This window comes from Aestuariivita sp., from assembly GCF_021404545.1.
In the GTDB taxonomy this organism is placed as follows: Bacteria; Pseudomonadota; Alphaproteobacteria; order Rhodobacterales; family Rhodobacteraceae; genus Aestuariivita.
The window spans coordinates 39522-57712 of record NZ_JAAWWD010000012.1 but is presented as its reverse complement, the minus strand read 5'-3'; the positions used below and the strand labels follow the sequence as shown (position 1 = coordinate 57712).

The 18191-nt window shown below is 61.8% G+C and carries 14 protein-coding genes, 2 tRNA genes and 1 pseudogene; 13 read left to right on the top strand and 4 right to left on the bottom strand.

What is annotated here, in order from left to right; genetic code table 11:
• Nucleotides 1-206: pseudogene (locus HEP69_RS07025) on the top strand (IS5/IS1182 family transposase); the annotation flags it as partial.
• A gap of 27 nt (nt 207-233) precedes the next feature.
• On the opposite strand, the gene HEP69_RS07020 reads toward HEP69_RS07025, so the two are convergent.
• Complete coding sequence (locus HEP69_RS07020) at nt 234-2072, bottom strand: BCCT family transporter (RefSeq protein WP_290557843.1); 1839 nt, start codon at nt 2070-2072, stop codon at nt 234-236.
• A 214-nt stretch (nt 2073-2286) separates the two neighbouring features.
• Between HEP69_RS07020 and HEP69_RS07015 the strand changes: the two genes are divergently transcribed.
• From HEP69_RS07015 to HEP69_RS06975, 9 genes are all read left to right on the top strand, one after another.
• Nucleotides 2287-3510: an aminotransferase class V-fold PLP-dependent enzyme gene (locus tag HEP69_RS07015; protein WP_290557842.1), complete on the top strand. Its 1224-nt coding sequence runs from the start codon at nt 2287-2289 to the stop codon at nt 3508-3510.
• Nucleotides 3511-3722: 212 nt separating this feature from the next.
• Nucleotides 3723-5147 (top strand): deoxyribodipyrimidine photo-lyase, encoded by a 1425-nt coding sequence (locus HEP69_RS07010; protein WP_290557841.1) that lies wholly within the window; start codon nt 3723-3725, stop codon nt 5145-5147.
• 78 nt (nt 5148-5225) lie between these two features.
• Nucleotides 5226-6434 (top strand): cyclopropane-fatty-acyl-phospholipid synthase family protein, encoded by a 1209-nt coding sequence (locus tag HEP69_RS07005; protein WP_290557840.1) that lies wholly within the window; start codon nt 5226-5228, stop codon nt 6432-6434.
• Between the two features lie 31 nt (nt 6435-6465).
• The gene (locus HEP69_RS07000) at nt 6466-6906 is read left to right on the top strand and encodes a TrgA family protein (RefSeq protein WP_290557844.1); all 441 of its coding nucleotides are present in this window, start codon (nt 6466-6468) and stop codon (nt 6904-6906) included.
• On the top strand, nt 6897-8024 hold the full coding sequence (locus tag HEP69_RS06995; protein ID WP_290557839.1) for an NUDIX domain-containing protein: 1128 nt from the start codon (nt 6897-6899) through the stop codon (nt 8022-8024). The genes HEP69_RS07000 and HEP69_RS06995 overlap by 10 nt, the downstream gene beginning before the upstream one ends.
• A 54-nt stretch (nt 8025-8078) precedes the next feature.
• Nucleotides 8079-9113 (top strand): cysteine synthase A, encoded by a 1035-nt coding sequence (locus tag HEP69_RS06990; protein WP_290557838.1) that lies wholly within the window; start codon nt 8079-8081, stop codon nt 9111-9113.
• Entirely contained in the window at nt 9113-11455 is a 2343-nt protein-coding gene (locus HEP69_RS06985; protein WP_290557837.1) for a DUF3772 domain-containing protein, read from the top strand. The genes HEP69_RS06990 and HEP69_RS06985 overlap by 1 nt, the downstream gene beginning before the upstream one ends.
• A complete protein-coding gene (locus HEP69_RS06980) occupies nt 11452-12171 on the top strand; it encodes an alanyl-tRNA editing protein (protein WP_290557836.1) in 720 nt (239 codons plus the stop codon). Before HEP69_RS06985 ends, HEP69_RS06980 begins: the two co-directional genes overlap by 4 nt.
• Nucleotides 12172-12231: 60 nt before the next feature.
• Nucleotides 12232-12321 (top strand) — tRNA-Ser (locus HEP69_RS06975).
• A 327-nt stretch (nt 12322-12648) separates the two neighbouring features.
• Here HEP69_RS06975 and HEP69_RS06970 read toward each other — a convergent pair.
• Nucleotides 12649-13533, bottom strand: coding sequence for an AAA family ATPase (locus HEP69_RS06970; protein ID WP_290557835.1), 885 nt, complete (start codon nt 13531-13533; stop codon nt 12649-12651).
• A 26-nt stretch (nt 13534-13559) separates the two neighbouring features.
• Between HEP69_RS06970 and HEP69_RS06965 the strand changes: the two genes are divergently transcribed.
• Nucleotides 13560-14162, top strand: a complete 603-nt coding sequence (locus HEP69_RS06965) for a hypothetical protein (protein WP_290557834.1) — start codon at nt 13560-13562, stop codon at nt 14160-14162.
• A gap of 344 nt (nt 14163-14506) precedes the next feature.
• Here the strand turns inward: HEP69_RS06965 and HEP69_RS06960 are convergent.
• Nucleotides 14507-14582: transfer RNA gene (locus HEP69_RS06960), tRNA-Val, on the bottom strand.
• A gap of 553 nt (nt 14583-15135) precedes the next feature.
• Nucleotides 15136-15714 (bottom strand): histidine phosphatase family protein, encoded by a 579-nt coding sequence (locus HEP69_RS06955; protein WP_290557833.1) that lies wholly within the window; start codon nt 15712-15714, stop codon nt 15136-15138.
• A gap of 353 nt (nt 15715-16067) precedes the next feature.
• On the opposite strand from HEP69_RS06955, the gene HEP69_RS06950 reads away from it, so the two are divergent.
• Together HEP69_RS06950 and HEP69_RS06945 are read left to right on the top strand one after the other, a co-directional pair.
• On the top strand, nt 16068-16781 hold the full coding sequence (locus tag HEP69_RS06950; protein WP_290557832.1) for a hypothetical protein: 714 nt from the start codon (nt 16068-16070) through the stop codon (nt 16779-16781).
• Between the two features lie 452 nt (nt 16782-17233).
• Complete coding sequence (locus HEP69_RS06945; protein ID WP_290557831.1) at nt 17234-18172, top strand: pirin family protein; 939 nt, start codon at nt 17234-17236, stop codon at nt 18170-18172.
• The last annotated feature ends 19 nt before the right edge of the window (nt 18173-18191 follow it).

Here is an 18191-nt window from a genome sequence, read left to right as displayed (position 1 = left end):
CGGCGACGGCCATCTGGATTTCCCAGAGGCCGCAGCGCAAGGCGCCGTTGCACATTGATGAGGAAATGTACAAATGGCGACATCTGGTCGAGAATTTCTTTTGCGATCTGAAAGACTTCCGACGGATCGCCTTGCGAACCGACAAAACCGACCTCAGCTTCGCAGCAATCATCAACGCTTGCGCAGCACTGCTCAACTCAAAGTGAATCTCAACAGACCCTAAAGCGGCGCGTCTACTCCGCCGGTTGCTCGGCGCCTGCGTCGACCCTTTCTCGGCGGCCATCGTTGAACATCGCCTTGATCAGCGAGATCACCATCAGCACCATCACCACCGTGAAGGGCAGCGCGCCGATGATCATCGCATCCTGAAGGCTGGCCAGCGGATCGGCGCCCTGGCCCGAGGCCCCGGCGATGATCAGCCCGCCGATCACGCCGGTCATAATCATACCCCAGATAATGCGATGCTTGATGCCGGTTTCCTGTTCGCCGCCCGACATGATGGTGTTCATCACCAGGATGCCCGAATCCGCCGAGGTCACCAGGAATGTCATGATCAGCACGACGCACATCACCGTGATCGCGGACAAGAACCCGCCCTCGATCATAAAGCCTAGCGTGACAAAGAGCTTGTTGGTGTTCGATGCCGCGATAATCGCACCATCGGCCACGCCCGAAAGCTCCAGGTCAATCGCGGTGCCGCCCAGGATCGTCATCCAGGCAAAGCAGACCAGCGCCGGGGCGAACATGCAGCCAAGGATGAACTCCCGCACCGTGCGTCCCTTGGAGATACGCGCCAGGAACAGGCCCACAAAGGGCGAGAACGCGATCCACCAAGCCCAATAGAAGGTGGTCCAGCCCGATTGCCAGCCAAACAGGCGACCTTCTGTCCCGGCCTGATAGGCCGCGACCTGCGCCTCGGGCGGGAGCGCCGCCGCAGCCCCCTCCAGACCGCCTTGGAAGCCTGTAAGAGAGCCCCAGGCATTGGTGGCCCCGCCATAAAGCTCGGACGCCAGCGGGGCGGCGGCGGCGGGCAGGCTGGCGGCAAACTCCGCCTCGCTGAGCGGGTTATGGGCTTGAAAACTGAGCGCGAAGAACTGGAGGATGTAATCGGCCAGCGCGGTGCCATATGTGGTCATGGCAAAGGCGAAACTGCCCCAGATCACGAAGGTCATCAGCAGGATGATCGAAAGCACCAGATTGAGGTTCGACAGATACTTGATCCCGCGCCCAACGCCCGACACCGCAGACAGGATCGACAGGAACATGATCACCGCCAGGGCAACCAGCAGGCCCACCGTTGACGGGGTCGGGACTGCGTCGCCTTCGACATCACCCATCAGCCATTCCATCCCGCTGACCGCATAGACACCGTCGACGAACTGGCTGACACCAAAGCCGATGGTGACCGAGACACCCAGGATCGTCGCAACAACGCCCAGAACGTCAACCACATGGCCGACAAACCCGTTGGCCATCTTGCCCAAAAGCGGCGTCAGCGCCGAGCGGATCGTGAGCGGCATGTCGCGGGTATAGGCGTAATAGGCCAGGCTGAGCCCGGTGATCACATAGATCGCCCAGGCGTGAAACCCGTAGTGCAGGAAGGTATAGCGATAGGCCGATTGCAGCGCCTCGGGGCTGTTGGCTTGCACGTCACCGCTCACCACCAAGGGGTTGGACCCCCAAAGGCCAAGCGGCTCGGCTGTCGCGAACACCATCAGACCCACGCCCAGGCCCGCGCCGAACATCATCGAAAACCACGAAAAGTTGGAAAACTCAGGTCTTGTTTCCGGTCCGCCCAGCTTGCGTTTGCCGGTGGGCAGAATGGCCAGAGCGATCAGGAAGAACGCAAAGATCCCCACCGAAATGATGTAGAATGTGTTGAACCCCTGAAGCAGCGCCCAGTTCCAACTGTCCAGCGTGCCATTGGCGCTGACCGGAAAGATGATCGCCCACAGAACCAGCGACACCATGATGATCTTTGATTTCAGCGCAATCGGCAGGCTGTAGCCTTCGTAGAACCCCGACGGGGCTTTCTTGATCTCCAGATCGGTAAATGGATCTTTCACTGGCATTTTTTCCCTGTCCTTTTTTGTATGGAACCTGGCAGGCAGCGCCCGGCCCAAGTGACCCGCATATTTTTTGGCGGTTTGAGAAAGTGTGACAGCAAGAATACAACTTTGCGGGTCGTTTTCGCATGTTTTTTGCTCAAGACCGACACATCGAGGCCGAATCGGTCCGATATCTGGGGCCTTGCAAGGATTGTGGATTTGCGATTCAGTGCGCGCCATGACACTTGATATCGACTTCGTCCGCCGCCAGTTTCCGGCTTTTGCCGAGCCTTCGTTGCAAGGCCAGGCGTTTTTTGAGAATGCCGGTGGCTCTTATACCTGCGAGCCCGTGATCGACCGGCTGACCCGCTATTACACGCAGCGCAAGGTGCAACCTTACGGCCCGTATGAGGCCAGCCGTCTGGCGGGCGCCGAGATGGACGAGGCCCGCACCCGTCTGTCAGCCATTCTGGGTGTGACCGCGGATGAGCTGTCTTTCGGCCCGTCGACGACACAGAACACCTATGTTCTGGCGCAGGCGTTCCGGCAGTGGATGGATCCGGGCGAGGCGATCATCGTGACCAATCAGGATCACGAGGCCAATTCCGGTCCCTGGCGGCGTCTGGCCGAGGACGGAATTGAGATCCGAGAATGGCAGATAGATCCAGAGACGGGGCGTCTCGACCCCGAAACACTCGAAGGGTTGCTGGACGAAAAGGTGCGGCTGGTGTGTTTCCCGCATTGCTCCAACGTGGTGGGAGAGATCAATCCGGTGATCGAGATCACGGCGATTGCCCATGCGGCGGGTGCCTTTGTTTGCGTCGATGGCGTCTCATATGCGCCGCACGGGTTGCCCAATATCGGACGTCTGGGGGCGGATATCTACCTCTTCTCGGCCTACAAGACATATGGCCCGCATCAGGGCTGCATGGTGATCCGCCGCCCTCTGGGAGAGCTCTTGCCCAACCAGGGGCATCACTTTAACGCAGGCTCTCTGTCCAAGCGGTTCACGCCGGCCGGTCCGGATCACGCCCAGATCGCGGCGAGCGCGGGCATGGCGGATTATATCGACGCGCTGGCTGTGCATCATGGGGGTGGCGACCTGGACGCCAAAGGGCGCGGCGCGCTGACCCATGATCTGATGCGTGCGCATGAGGTGGCGCTCTTGCAACCGTTGCTCGATGCAGTCAAATCGCGCAACGCGGTGCGCCTGATCGGACCGTCCGATGCCGCCCGGCGGGCGCCGACTGTTGCCCTGTCGCTGAACCGGCCGGCTGAACCGGTGGCGGCTGAACTAGCCGCGCGCGGGATCATGTGCGGGGGCGGGGATTTCTACGCGCAACGCCCGCTGGACGCGATGGGTGTCGATGCGGAGGCAGGGGTTCTGCGGCTGAGTTTCGTGCATTACACCACCCGCGCCGAAGTGGATCAGTTGCTCAATGCGCTCGATGACGTGCTTTAGGTGCCCGGCCATCGGACACGGCTGATTTTGTCCCAATCCCGTTTGGTGATCGGCTCTCGCGCCACTGCACGGCTTTGACCGGGCGTGCGGGTCTCGTGTGATCTGGAAGCGACCTGCGGCAGGAACTGGCGGTGCCGCCCTTGCCATAGCCGCAAAGTGAGCCAGTTGCACCCAAACGGCAGAACGCCGACCCAGCGGCAAGACGAGCGGATATGACCGACACGACCTCCCCGATTATCCTGTGGTACAGGCGCGATCTGCGCCTGTCTGACCATCCCGCGCTCAGTGCCGCATGCCAGACGGGGCGCCCGGTTCTTCCGGTCTTTATCCTAGACGATCTTGCCGAAGGGTTGGGGGCCGCTCCCAGATGGCGCCTTGGGCTGGGGGTGGAGCATCTGGGCCGGACGCTGGCAGGGGCGGGCAGCCGTCTGGTCCTGCGGCGGGGGCAGGCGCTGAATGTCCTCAAAGCGCTGATCGCCGAGACCGGGGCAGGGGCGGTCTATTGGTCGCGCCTTTACGATCCGGGCAGCGTTGCCCGCGACACGGAGGTCAAAGCCACACTCAAAGCGGCCGGTGTCGAGGCAAGATCCTTTGGGGGTCATCTGATGTTTGAGCCCTGGACGGTCCAGACCAAGACGGGCGGCTTTTATAAAGTCTACACGCCGTTCTGGAAATCGGTCCGCAACCACGCGGTTGAGCCGCCGGTGCCGCGGCCAGGATCGATCCCGGCGCCACAGGCCTGGCCCGCCAGCGAGGATCTGGACGACTGGCGGATGGGTGCGGCGATGGACCGGGGCGCGCGGGTGGTCCGGCCCTATGTTCGGCTGGGCGAGGCAGCGGCGACCGACCGTCTGGATCATTTCATTGACCGGATCGTCGCGCGCTATGACACCGACCGGGACCGGCCCGACCGGGACGGCACCTCGGGTCTGTCGGAAAACCTGGCGCTGGGTGAGATCAGCCCGCACCGCTGCTGGCATGCGGGGCTGCGCGCACGCGACGAAGGCAAGGGCGGCGCCGAGACGTTTCTCAAGGAGCTTGTCTGGCGCGAGTTCGCCTATCACCTGATGCACCACACGCCCCGGATCCTTGACGGCAACTGGAAACAGGATTGGGACGGCTTTCCGTGGAACACCGATGAGCAGACCCCAGAGGTGATCGCGTGGACGCGGGGCCGCACCGGCATCCGGTTCGTCGATGCGGCAATGCGCGAGATGTATGTGACGGGTCGCATGCACAATCGCGGGCGGATGATCGTGGCTTCATATCTGACCAAACACCTGATGTCGCATTGGCGGATCGGTCTGAAGTGGTTCGAGGATTGCCTGATCGACTGGGACCCGGCCTCCAATGCCATGGGCTGGCAGTGGTCGGCAGGCTCCGGCCCGGACGCCACGCCCTATTTCCGGGTCTTCAACCCGGTCACGCAGCTCGACAAATTCGATCCCGACCGGGCGTATGTACGCCACTGGCTGGCCGAAGGTCTCGCAAACCCTTCCGAAGCCGGGCTGAGTTATTTCGAGGCGATCCCGCGCCATTGGGCGATGGCGCCGTCCGATCCGTACCCCGATCCCATCGTCGCTGCCGACGTGGGGCGCAAACGGGCGTTGGATGCCTATGAAACACGAAATTTCTGATAAATTTGAACGGCATCACTTGCCGCTCCTTCCCTGTCCGCCTAGCGTTACGACGAGCGCAAAGAACAGAGAGATCGCATGATCCTGACCTCGACCGACGGGCAAAAAAACCTGCCGCGATACTTCACCCGTGTGTTCGACATGGCCGAACATATGCAATACGGGCGCCTGGATATGGCGCTGCCCGATGGGCGCGTCTTTCGCGCCGAAGGCAAGAGCCCTGGCCCGGTCGCGGAAATGGACATTCACAACCCCGATGTCTTTGCCCGGCTGATCCGTGAGGGCGATCTGGGATTTTGCGACGCGTATCTGGACGGCGACTGGTCCAGCCCCGACTTGCAGGCCTTCATGGATCTGATTCATGCCGATAACGAGGCGATCTATGACGGGTTTCCTGGCATGGGATTGGTGCGCAAATATGAGCAGTTGCGGTTCTGGTTGCAGCGCAATCACAAGACGCAGGCCCGCAAGAACATCTCGTATCATTACGATCTGGGCAACGCGTTCTATGCGCTCTGGCTGGATGACACCATGACCTATTCCTCAGCGCTGTTCAGAACCGGCCAGGAAAGCATGGAGCGGGCGCAGGCTGCCAAATACGCCTCCATGATTGATGAAATGGGCGCTAAGCCGGGCGATCACATTCTGGAGATCGGCTGCGGCTGGGGCGGGTTCGCCGAATACGCCGCCAAGGAACGCGGTATGCGCGTGACTGGGCTGACAATCAGCGAAGAGCAGTTCAAGTATGCCCGTGAGCGTATTGAAAAGGCAGGGCTTTCCGACAAGGTAGATGTCAAGCTCCAGGACTACCGGGACGAGCGTGGCACCTATGATGGCATCGCCTCGATCGAGATGTTCGAGGCTGTCGGCGAAAAGTACTGGCCCACCTATTTCGAGACCGTACGGGACCGGCTCAAACCCGGCAAGACGGCGACCTTGCAGATCATCACCGTCGCCGACCGTCGGTGGCATGTTTATAAGCGCGGCGTGGATTTCATCCAGAAATACATCTTTCCCGGCGGCATGCTGCCCAGTCCCAAGGTGCTGCGCCAGAATGTCGAACGGGCCGGTTTGGCGGTGGTCAAGTCGGTTGAGTTCGGCTCCAGCTATGATCTGACGCTGCGCCGCTGGCATGAGACCTTCAACGAGAAATGGGACCAGGTGGCCGAGCTCGGCTTTGACGACCGGTTCCGCCGGATGTGGAATTTTTATCTCACCTCTTGCGCGTCGACCTTTCAGAGTGGAAATTGCGACGTGACGCAGATTACCATTTCCCGACCCGGATAACGGGCCAGCCGGGGGTCCGTTTTTGACCATCATGCCCAACGCATCGAGCCTGATCGCCGCGACTTGCCTTGCGGTGCTGGCTTTTGTCGTCTCCGGCCAGATCATACCGCTTTTTGAAGAGGGCAAGGACTTTGGCTATTTCACGCTGGTCAACATGGCGATCGGCGCCGTGGTGGGTTGGAAGGTGATGGGCCCGCGGGCCGGGCGCGGCCTGACCCCCGGCATCAACAACGGCATAACGGGCGTCGCGGTTCTGGTCTTCTGGGCGCTCTTTGTGCAGGGCTGTGTGGAGATGGTCCGGCTGGCGATGCGCAACCGCTATGACGGCCCGTTCGAGGCGATCATTGCCATCTTTGAGATCGGCTATGACTATGCGGTGATCATTGCTGTTCCCAACGTCCTGATCACACTGGCCATTGGCGCGCTCGCCTCGGGTCTGATCACCGAACATGTGTCGCGCATATGGCGCTGAAATCCCTGTTTTTCTATGGCACGTTGCGACATGTGGCGTTGCTCGAGACTGTGTTGGACCGCTCGCGATCCGGGCTGGATCTGGTCGAGGCGGTTCTGCCGGATCACGCCTGCTATTGGGTCAAGGATCAGGTCTTTCCGTTGATCGCGCAGGAGCCAGGGGCGCAGGCACAGGGGCTCATCCTGCGCAATGTCACGGACGAGGACACCGCGCGGCTCGATTACTATGAGGGCGGGTTTGCCTATGACGTGCAGCAGCGGACCGCCCATACGTCAGAGGGCGAAGAACCGGTTTCGGTCTATGTTCCGCAGGCAGGTCGATGGGCCAAGGGCAGGCCATTCTCGCTGCAAGACTGGGAGAAGGATTGGGCCGCGTTAAGCTGCCTATCCGCTCGCGAAGCGATGGACGCTTTTGGTATCTGGAGCGCGGAGGATCTGGCCGGGCGTCTGCCGATGATCCGCCGCCGCAACAACGCCCGGAAAATGGCCGGGGCGCGTGGCCCCTCACCGGATCACCGCGCCGGTGCCGACCGGATCGCGGTTCTGTCGCGCACGCGGGTTCACTCGCATTTCTTTGCGCTGGATCATCTGCATTTGACCCATCCGAGATTTGATGGCGCGACCAGTGAGGTTCTGTCGCGTGAGGTATTTTTCGTGGGCGATGCGGTCACCGTGCTGCCCTATGATCCGGTACGCGATACTGTTTTGCTGACAGAGCAGTTTCGACCGAATGTTTTTGCCAATGGTGATCCGTCGCCCTGGGTCATCGAGCCGGTCTCTGGTTTTGTCGATCCGGGCGAAAGTGCCGAACAGGCGGCCTTCCGCGAAAGCCAGGAAGAGGCAGGTGTGACCCCGGATCGATTAGAGCTGGTCAGCGCCAGCTATTCGTCCACAGGCTCTTCGACGGAGTTCGTGTCGATCTATATCGGGCTGGCCGATTTTGGGACGCGAAGCGGCGGCGGCGGTCTGGCGGGGGAGGGAGAGGATATCCTGATCCACGAAATGCCCTGTGCCGAGCTGGAGGAGGGGCTGCGCACGCATCGGTTTCGCGACACGCCGCTTATAACGGCGGCCCTCTGGCTGATGCTGCATCGCAACCGGTTGCGCGGGACGGCTTGAGGTCGCACCGGTGCGGGGATACACCTGATCCGAACACGCCAGTGAGGGATTATCATGCGCATCGCACGGGATTTGGCCGAGGCCGTCGGAAACACGCCGCTGATCAAGCTGCGCAAGGTGAGCGAGGAGACCGGGTGCGAGATCCTGGGCAAGGCCGAATTCATGAATCCCGGCCAGTCGGTCAAGGATCGCGCAGCACTTTACATCATCCGCGATGCGGTGGCGCGCGGCGATCTGGAACCCGGCGGCACTATCGTCGAGGGCACGGCCGGCAACACCGGGATCGGGCTGGCGCTGGTGGGGGCGTCGATGGGGTTTCGCACGGTCATCGTTATTCCCGAGACCCAGTCAGAAGAGAAAAAGGACATGCTGCGTCTGGCCGGGGCCGAGCTGGTCCAGGTGCCGGCGGCGCCGTATCGCAATCCCAACAACTTTGTGCGCTATTCCGAGCGTCTGGCCCGTGAGCTGAACGCCTCCGAGCCCAATGGCGCGATCTGGGCCAACCAGTTCGACAATGTCGCCAACCGCCAGGCCCATGTCGAGACGACCGGCCCCGAGATCTGGGAACAATTGGACGGAAAGGTCGACGGCTTCATCTGCGCCTGCGGGTCGGGTGGTACGCTGGCCGGGGTGGCCGAGGCGCTTCAGCCAAAGGGCGTCAAGATCGGACTTGCCGACCCGATGGGAGCGGGGCTCTACTCATATTATACAACCGGCGAGATCAAGATGGAGGGCGGCTCCATCGCCGAAGGCATCGGCCAGGTGCGCATCACCAAGAACCTCGAAGGTCTGACGCCCGATTTCAACTATCAGATCACCGATACCGAGGCGCTGCCTTATGTCTTTGACCTTCTGCGCGAAGAGGGGCTGGTTCTGGGCGGCTCCTCGGGCATCAATATCGCGGGCGCCGTGCGTCTGGCGCGCGATCTGGGGCCGGGCCACACCATCGTCACGATCCTGTGCGACTATGGCACGCGGTATCAGTCGAAACTCTTCAACCCTGATTTCCTTCGGGAAAAAGAGCTGCCCGTGCCCGATTGGATGACCGCGGCACCGGCCAGCATACCTGGTGTGTTCGAGGACGTATGATGTCCCGTCTTGCCGGTGTTTACAGCCTGATCGCCGCGGTCTTTATCCTGATTGCACCGGCGGTGGCTGCGCAAACCGGCGGCTCCGTCACGCCGGATTATGAGGCCTGGGAAACGCTGGCCGACCGGGCCGAAGGGGCGATTGACGCCGGGCGCGCGTCAGACACTGCGCTCGAAGCGGTGCGCCGCGAACTGGTGGGGTTTCGCGAGCAGTTTCTTGAAGCGAGTTCGGCCAATGCAGCGCGGATCACCACGTTGCAATCGCAGATCGAGGCGTTGGGCCCCGCGCCCGAAAGCGGTGACGAGCTTGCGGAGATCGCCGACCGGCGTGCGGCGCTGAACCGTCAGTTGCAGGATCTGCGTGCGCCCGGCCTGACCGCCGAGGCGGCTTATAACCGCGCCGAAGGTCTGGTGCGCGAAATCGACCGGGTGATTTCGGACCGGCGCGCGAACGAGCTTTTGCAGCTTGGAGCTTCGCCCTTGAACCCGATCCATTGGCCCGAAGCCTGGACCGAGGTTGCCGATGGCAGCCGGTCGCTGCGCAGTGAATTGCGCCGCACCTGGAACAGCGATGTGCAGCGCGCCGAGTTGCAGGGCAATCTGCCGCTGATCCTGGTGCTGACGGCCATTGGCGCCATCCTGTTGGCGCGGGGGCGGCGCTGGGCCGATATCGCCGGCAACGCCCTGCGCAGGCTGGGTGGGCGCGGAACCGGCGTGTGGACCCTTGCCATGTCGCTGGGCCGGATCGGACTTCCGGTTCTGGGGCTGTATTGTCTGACCAGTGCGGCCTTTGCCACGGGCCTGGTGGGCCTGCGCAGTGCGCAGTTGGTCGAAAACATCCCCGCGTGGGGTGCGGTTCTGCTGATTCTGCGCTGGCTCTGTGAGCGGCTGTTCTCCAAACGCGATGATGACGCGCTGATCCCGTTCGCGCCCGAGCGTCGCAGCGAATTGCGCTTTTACGGGACGTTCCTTGCCGCTCTGTTTGTGTTGCGGGGCGCGTTGGCTGTGCTGCTGGATATCGAAAACGCCAGCGAGACGGCCGTCGCCGTGGTCACTTATCCGGTGATGCTGGTGGCGGCGCTGATCCTGTTCCGCTTTGGTCAGATCCTGTTGGCCGCACCGCGTTTGACCGACACCGACCCCGAGGGCACGTCAGGTGACCTGTCGTCCGGTTTCGCGCGTATCCTGAAATGGATGGGTCAGGCCTCGATCCTGGTGGCGCTGATCACGCCGGTGCTGTCGGGGATAGGCTATGCGCGGCTGGGGGATGCGATCCTCTACCCATCGATCCTGTCCCTGGCGCTGTTTGGCTTCGTGGCGGTGCTGCAACGCTTTTTTGCCGATCTCTATGGATTGCTGTCCAAACGCGGCGAGGCCGGGCGTGAGGCGCTGGTACCGGTCCTCATCGGGTTTTTGCTGGTGCTGCTGTCGCTGCCGATCCTGGCGTTGATCTGGGGTGTGCGTGTCAGCGAGCTGTGGGAGCTTTGGGCGATCTTCAACGCAGGCTTCCAACTGGGCGAAACCCGCATCTCTCCCACGGATTTTCTGTCTTTCGTGCTGATCTTTGCCATCGGCTTTGCCATCACGCGGCTGTTTCAGGGTGCGCTCAAATCCTCGCTCTTGCCCAAGACCCGGCTTGATACAGGCGGACAGAACGCCATCGTGTCGGGCACCGGCTATGTCGGCATCTTCCTTGCTGCTTTGGTCGCGATCACCGGGGCGGGGATCGACCTCAGTTCGCTGGCTATTGTCGCGGGGGCTTTGTCGGTTGGGATCGGCTTTGGCCTGCAGAACATCGTGTCGAATTTTGTGTCGGGGATAATCCTGCTGATCGAACGGCCGATCGCCGAGGGCGACTGGATCGAGGTCAACGGAAACATGGGCTATGTGCGCTCGATCTCTGTGCGCTCGACCCGGATCGAGACGTTCGACCGCACCGATGTCATTGTGCCCAATGCCGATTTCGTCAGCGGTACGGTGACCAATTTCACCCGCGGCAACACCATCGGGCGCGCGATCGTTCCGGTGGGTGTCGCTTATGGCACCGACACCCGACAGGTGGAGAAGATCCTGCGCGAGGTCGCCGAAAGCCATCCGATGGTCCTGGCCGCACCCCCGCCCAGTGTGTTCTTTCGGGGCTTTGGCGCCGATGCGCTGGAGTTCGAGATCCGCGCCATCCTGCGCGACGTGAACTGGGTGTTGTCGGTGAAATCCGACATGAACCACGAGATTGCCAAGCGGTTCACCGAAGCCGGGATCGAGGTGCCCTTTGCACAGCGCGATATCTGGCTGCGCAACCCCGAGGCGCTGAGCACCGGCAACGGAGGAGAGCAAGAGACATGACCGAACCTTTGTTTCTGGCCGATGCCTACAGACGCGACGCAAAGGCCCGAGTGTGCGCGCACACGGCCGAGGGCGGCATCGTTCTGGACCAAAGCCTCTTTTATGCAACCTCCGGCGGTCAGCCCGGTGACAGCGGGCAACTCACCTGGGCTGGCGGGACCTTGCCCATTGCCACCGCCGTCAAGGCCGACCACGGTGCCATCGCGCTGGTACCGGGCGGTGCCAGCGAACTGCCCCCCATCGGGGCGGAGGTTACCCAGCAGATCGACTGGGACCGCCGCTTTACCCATATGCGGGTGCATACCGCGCTTCACCTGTTGTCTGTCGCCATCCCATTGCCGGTGACAGGCGGGTCGATCTCGGCTGGCAAGGGTCGGCTCGATTTCGACATGCCCGAAGCGGTGGTTGACCGCGACGCGCTGGAGGCCAGCCTCAGAACGCTGGTCGCGCGCGATCTGCCGGTCAGCGAGGCCTGGATCACCGATGCCGAGCTTGCCGCCCAGCCCGAGCTGATCAAGACGATGTCGGTCGCGCCGCCACGCGGCGCAGGCCGCGTGCGCCTGGTCCGGATCGGGCAGGGGAGCGATCAGGTCGATCTGCAACCTTGCGGTGGCACCCATGTCCGCACCACTGCCGAAATCGGCAAGCTGCGTATCGGCAAGATGGAGAAAAAGGGCCGTCAGAACCGCCGTATCTATCTGCATATCGACGATTAATGGCCCCCCGCGTTTTGCGCCTTGCAATGCGCCAGCCGATCTTGCAAAAGTCGCCCGCACGGAGCGGTGGCCGAGTGGTCGAAGGCGCACGCCTGGAAAGTGTGTAGGCGGGAGACCGTCTCCAGGGTTCGAATCCCTGTCGCTCCGCCACTTGCCCCCGCGAAAGCATTCTCCCGATCCGGCTGCGGCCGGATTTTTCCTTTGTTTTCGAGGGTTATGCGGATGGGGCTGAGCACTGCCCCTGCGCCGAGGGGCCCGGAAGTGGTCTCTCAGGGCCGATATTCTCTGGGCCTGATAACTGCGTCTGTTTGGTGTTCAGGTTGTAAGTGTCTGACCCCAATGCCGTTTTCCGAAGAGCGGCTGAGCACTTCGACGTTGGTGGCGTTTTCCCAAAAGGGACCGAAATCAAACACCTTTCCCACAATTACAATGCCGCTCGGGCTCTCGGGTCAAAAGAGATCAACGTTGCCGTTGGCATCAACCCGAACCGCAGATCCAACACGGGTGTAAACTGTTGAGTTTGCAGAAAACCGGCTCCGTAGTTGCTGCGCATCGGTCTGCGAAATCACCATCGGGACTCACTCGGAGAGGACGGAAGCGGACCCCATCAACCGAATTCTCCACATAGACAACGGACAAATCGTCGGCAGTGAGACCGAGAACGCCTGGCGGTATCTCATTCTCCGTCTGCTCCCTCACGCGACGCAGCAACCGCAACATTATGTGCTCGCTGTGCGTCTCGATCAAAAGGCTGCGCTCGGGACCAACTGCCGGCTGTGGGCCTTGCGTCGCTTCGATGAAGAGATCACCAAGTCCGACTTGGATGGCCGGGTGAATATGCAGCTCGGGCTGCTCGATCGCGATCAGGCCGTCAGGATCCATCAGGCACGCGACAACGACAGGCACCATCTGAGAAATGCCCACGCCAACGTCGCTTGGGGCAACCAGCACCCCTTTGTTCAGATCGAGCAACCGGAACTCCTTTACGGTCTTCAACGAAGCGTAGAGTTCCTGCAGGTCGCCAAGGTCATCTTCATCGATGCCCCGTTGGAAGAGTTGGTGGAACCGGCTGGTGTTGGGGACCTGCTTGAAGACCGTTTGCTGCAGCTGGTAGCCGGTCCTCAGCTTCAGATCGGAGGAGAGCCAGTCATTCACGCTTTCAAGTAGGTGCTCCGTGCTCTGGTTGTGCAACACGTCCCAGGCAGCAAGGCCCTGTGCCCAGCGGGACTCGTCAGGCGATAGGCGTGGACGGTAGCCACGGCTGGGTATGTCGCGGAGCGGCCCGATGTAGGTCAGTGATTTGAGATAGTCGCGCAGGATCCGGACCGGGCCGAGAACCATCTCGTCGAGAAGCGCGCTCAACCCGGCACGCCGCGCTGCTCGAAACGATGGTCGCGGAACAACTCCGCGAGGATGCTGAGACGATCCAGGCCGAAGGCTGGAAATGGGTCGAGGTCGGCACCGACTTTCCTTACGGCCACACCTACGGCATGGGCCGGATCGTCGGCGACGCCGAACCCATGAGCGACGAAGAGCAGAAGAGTTACGAAGCACTCAAGGCCGAGTACCAGAAGCTTGAGGACGACTACGCCGAGGCCGACGACCTTCCTGAAGAGGTGGACGAACGGCTTGGCGAGATCGAAACGGCGATGGAGGCGTTGCAGGATCGGCCAGTCCGGTTCGAGGAAGAAGAGCGCACCATTTCTGGCACCTTTGTCAGCATCGACGGATCGGGACGCCTGTGTTCGGCCCGCCCATCACGTAATCCGGTGCTGCAGTATTCCGGCGCCGGACAATATTGCTATACTCAGGCTGCGCCGTGGCGGATGTGGAGGCGCAGTCACCTCATGAAGGAGACCGCCTATGTTTGTGTCCGCCATATTGAGCCTCTTCGGCCTCGGTTTTCTGTGCTGGGTGCTGTTCACCCTCGCCGTCTAAGCACTGCCTTTCTTTGTGGCCGTCACCGTCGGGCACTATGTTTACACCGCTGAGCCCGGGCTCCTCGGCTCACTTGCGGCGGCGTTTTTGGTCGGTGCCGCCACGCTCATCCTCGGCCAGATCGCGTTCGCCACCATTCGTTCAACGCCGGTCCGCTTCGCGCTTGGAGCGCTTTATGCACTGCCCGCTGGTGTCGCCGGATTCCATGCCATCAAAGGCCTTTCTGGGATCGGCGGTGCGGGCGAGACCTGGACGCAGGTGTTCGCAGGAATCGGCGCAGTCGTCATCGGCACAACTGTCTGCCATAATGGAAGACATCGTACTTCAGTACCTGGAGCAGCACATTGCCGATCCTACCGGCGCCAGCCGGTAGTGGTTCAGTATCAAAGGGATAGGATGGTGGGTCGTGAGAGGCTCGAACTCCCGACATCTTCGGTGTAAACGAAGCGCTCTACCAACTGAGCTAACGACCCGGCGCGCTCAGCGTTTACAAAAGCGGCGCAGGACGTGCAAGGGGGTCAGATGCCATTGGCTTGCCGCCGCCGGTCAGATGTATCTGGCAGATGTCATCTCCGTTGGTCGGTGCCAATATCGGGCCCGCGCCTCGCGGGGATTGACGAATGTCCGGTGAGTGTGGTGTTGCGCGCGCCATCCCGCTCCATCAGCTGCGGCGTCCCTTTCGGGCATCGGGTGGCGGCGGGCGAGAAGCATCCGGTCCACCAGTGCCACGCCGTTCGGTATTGCATTGGCCCTCCCGATCCTTTGGCGCATTGGTTGATATTGTTGATCGACGCGGCGATTGCGGCCAGCCCGCTTGTGCCTCGGTTGGGTAAGGCGCCGATTGGCTCTGTGGAATGGCCGAGGCAGCCTTTACAGCCCCTTGCATGAGGTCGATCTGCCTTCTCCCGCCTTTGAAACCATCCTGCCGGGGCGGGGTCGCAGAACCGAAGTGACGCACCTTCCCATGCGCCTGCCCAATCACGACGGGAACTGCTCCGCGTCGGCGCGACGGGTTGACCGACACCCTTAGAGCGGCGCGCGCAGCACCGTTTCCTGCCCGTTTTCCAGGGCGTAGACAACGCCTTGCAGGTTGTCGAGGCGCTGCATCTCGGCTTCGCTCAGCCCGCGCAGCTTCGCCCGCGCCACTTGCCCCCAGAGCCCATGCGCGACCAGAACCGTCGGGCGGGTCAAACCCGAAAGGACCTCTTCGACACGCGCGCGGAAGGCCGACATACCCTCTCCGCCCGGTGCATGGGCAAAAAGCTCGAGCGCGGTCATCTGGTCATTCACCAGATCCGGCCAGCGGGCCAGAACGTCATCATAGTATAGTCCCTGCCAGTCTCCGGCATGGATCTCCATCAAACGCGGGTCGACCTGAATGGGGTAGGTGCCCAGCGCAATCTCAGCAGTTTCACGGGCGCGGGCCAACGGCGACACAAGGCAGTCCGGTTCGGTTTCCAGCAGGCTTGCCATGACGCGCGCCTGCTCACCCGCATGCCACCGGCCCTGATCGCTGAGGCACGATTCCATCTGACCCTGAATGCGGCGCACCGCGTTCCATTCGGTTTGCCCATGTCGCAGGAACCAGATCGGCGGGTGGGTCATCTCATCTCCTGTCGCTGCTTTGATCTATACCGCAGGTCTGTGGCGCTGGGGTTCGGGGCTCAGTCCGCTCAACCAAACAACCATGATCCGTCGGATGGTTTTCGGGGGACCAGCTACCTGCTCCGTGTCCTTTGGACAAGGGCGTTCGATCATCGCATCGGCGATCCCGCCGCCAGGCGAGGGGGCGTGGGCCGACATGCGCCCCGGATGTCCTTCGGTCAGACATTTGTGGCGGGCCTGCAACACTCGGTCTTTGTGCTATCCCGTTGGATTCACCGTGAATCAATCCCGTGCTAGATCGGTGCTATATAGCGTCAGATCAACTGGCGCATGCGGATGGCGGAGCAGGATCAATGAGAAAAGCAACAGCAGGCGCGTTCTGCGCGTTTTATCTGTGTGTCGGACATGCCGGCGCGGTGGAACTGACCGGCGGGTCGATCGATTTGGGCTATTCTGCCTTTACGGACGACACGGATGTCTCGCGCACCGCGCTGCGGGGACAGGCCGAGCTTGGGTTCAACCGCCATTTCGGACTGCAACTGGATCTGGGTTCGTATAATTTTGATGCGCAGGATGAAACCGGCACGAATGTGTCGCTGCACGGAACTTTCCACCTGAACGAGACGACCTCGTTCGGTGCGTTCTATACACGTGACGACATCGGCAGCGGAGACGCGGATTTCTTCGGTGTCGAGGCCGGGTTCGATTTCAGTAACGCCGTCGGGGCAGAGGTCTATTTCTCGACCGGCGATGACGACGGGGTTGATGGCGATGTCTTCGGTTTCGATCTCGCCTATAACGTCAACGATCAGATCGCACTGAACGCCGGATTTGACCGGGCCAGCTTTGACCTTGGGGCGGATCTGACACGGCTGAGCGTTGGGGTTGAGTATCAGACACCGGGTTTTGCAAATTACTATGCCGAGTTTGGCAATGTGGATGCAAATCTGATGGGGCTGGGTGGATCGGAATCCTATATCGGGCTGGGCGTGCGGCTCGATTTCGGCGCGGATCGCGGCGCCACATTTGGCCAGCGCGGTCTGTTGGACATTTTGCCGGGCGGTTAGGCCAGAGGGGGCGGCGCCCCCGTCGGCGATCGGCTTTCTGACATCCGCCAAGGTGGCGTCGCCGAGGTCCTGAATGCCGAGAGGATGGACACAACCACATGTTCTAATCTGCGCCCAGCCAAATCCGCGCACGTCTCGCATCTTGAACAAGGCGCATCGGACCGGGATGTGCAGCACGTTGTTCCCCGGACGAGGCTCGGCAACCTGACAAAGTTCAGCGCGGCGTTCCGCGTGGACTGAGCGGCACCTTCAACGCATCGCCGTAACACGCGCGGCAAACCACTTGACCTTCTGGGCAGTCCTGTTGTCCGCATAAGGTGCGGTCCTTGCCGGTTGCTGGCGGCCCCTTTGCACAATGTGCAATCATGCACAGATCCTGCCCGCCCACAGCGATTTGTGACCGGATCGATGCGCCCTATTTAAAAGGGGCCCCCAATTTCAGGAGACCGGATATGAGCTGGAACCCCGCCCTTGATCCCGATTGCCCCAAAGGTGACGCTGTGGATGCCATCGAAACCGTGATTATCCCGCGTGCCCGCGATCTGGGGGGATTTGAGGTGCGCCGCGCCTTGCCCGCGCCCAAGCGCCAGATGGTCGGGCCGTTTATCTTCTTCGATCAAATGGGCCCGGCAGAGTTCCTGCCGACGCGCGGCATGGATGTGCGCCCCCATCCCCATATCGGGTTGGCGACGATCAGCTATCTCTATCGCGGTCGCATGCATCACCGTGACAGCCTTGGCACCGACAGCTGGATCGAACCGGGTGCCGTGAACTGGATGGTCGCAGGCCACGGCATCACCCATTCCGAGCGTACCGATGACGAGACACAGACCGATCCCATGCCCTTTTTCGGGATCCAGACCTGGGTCGCCCTTCCGGAGCGCAACGAAGACGATGCCGCCTATTTCGAGCATCAGCCAAAAGAGGCGCTGCCGTTCATGGAGGGTGAGGGCAAAGAGGTGCGCCTCATCCTCGGCTCGGCCTATGGCGAACGCGCCCCCGTTCAGGTCGCCTCGGAACTGTTTTATGCCGATGCGGTGCTCAAGCCCGGGGTCTCGATCCCACTGCCCGACGATCACGAGGACCGAGGCGTCTATGTGGTCGACGGCGCCGTCACCGTGGCGGGAGAGACCTATGAGGCGGGCCGGATGATGGTCTTTCGTCCCGGCGACCGGATCAGCCTGACGGCCGGTCACGCGGGTGCGCGGCTGATGCTGCTGGGCGGTGAGACACTCAATGGCCCGCGCTATATCTGGTGGAATTTCGTCGCCTCTTCGCAGGAACGCATCGACGCGGCCAAGGAAGCATGGCGCGCGGGGGACTGGGCGCATGGCCGCTTTCGCCTGCCGCCTGGGGACGATCGGGAGTTCATCCCCTTGCCCGACCGGTAAGGGCATGGCAGTCAGGGTG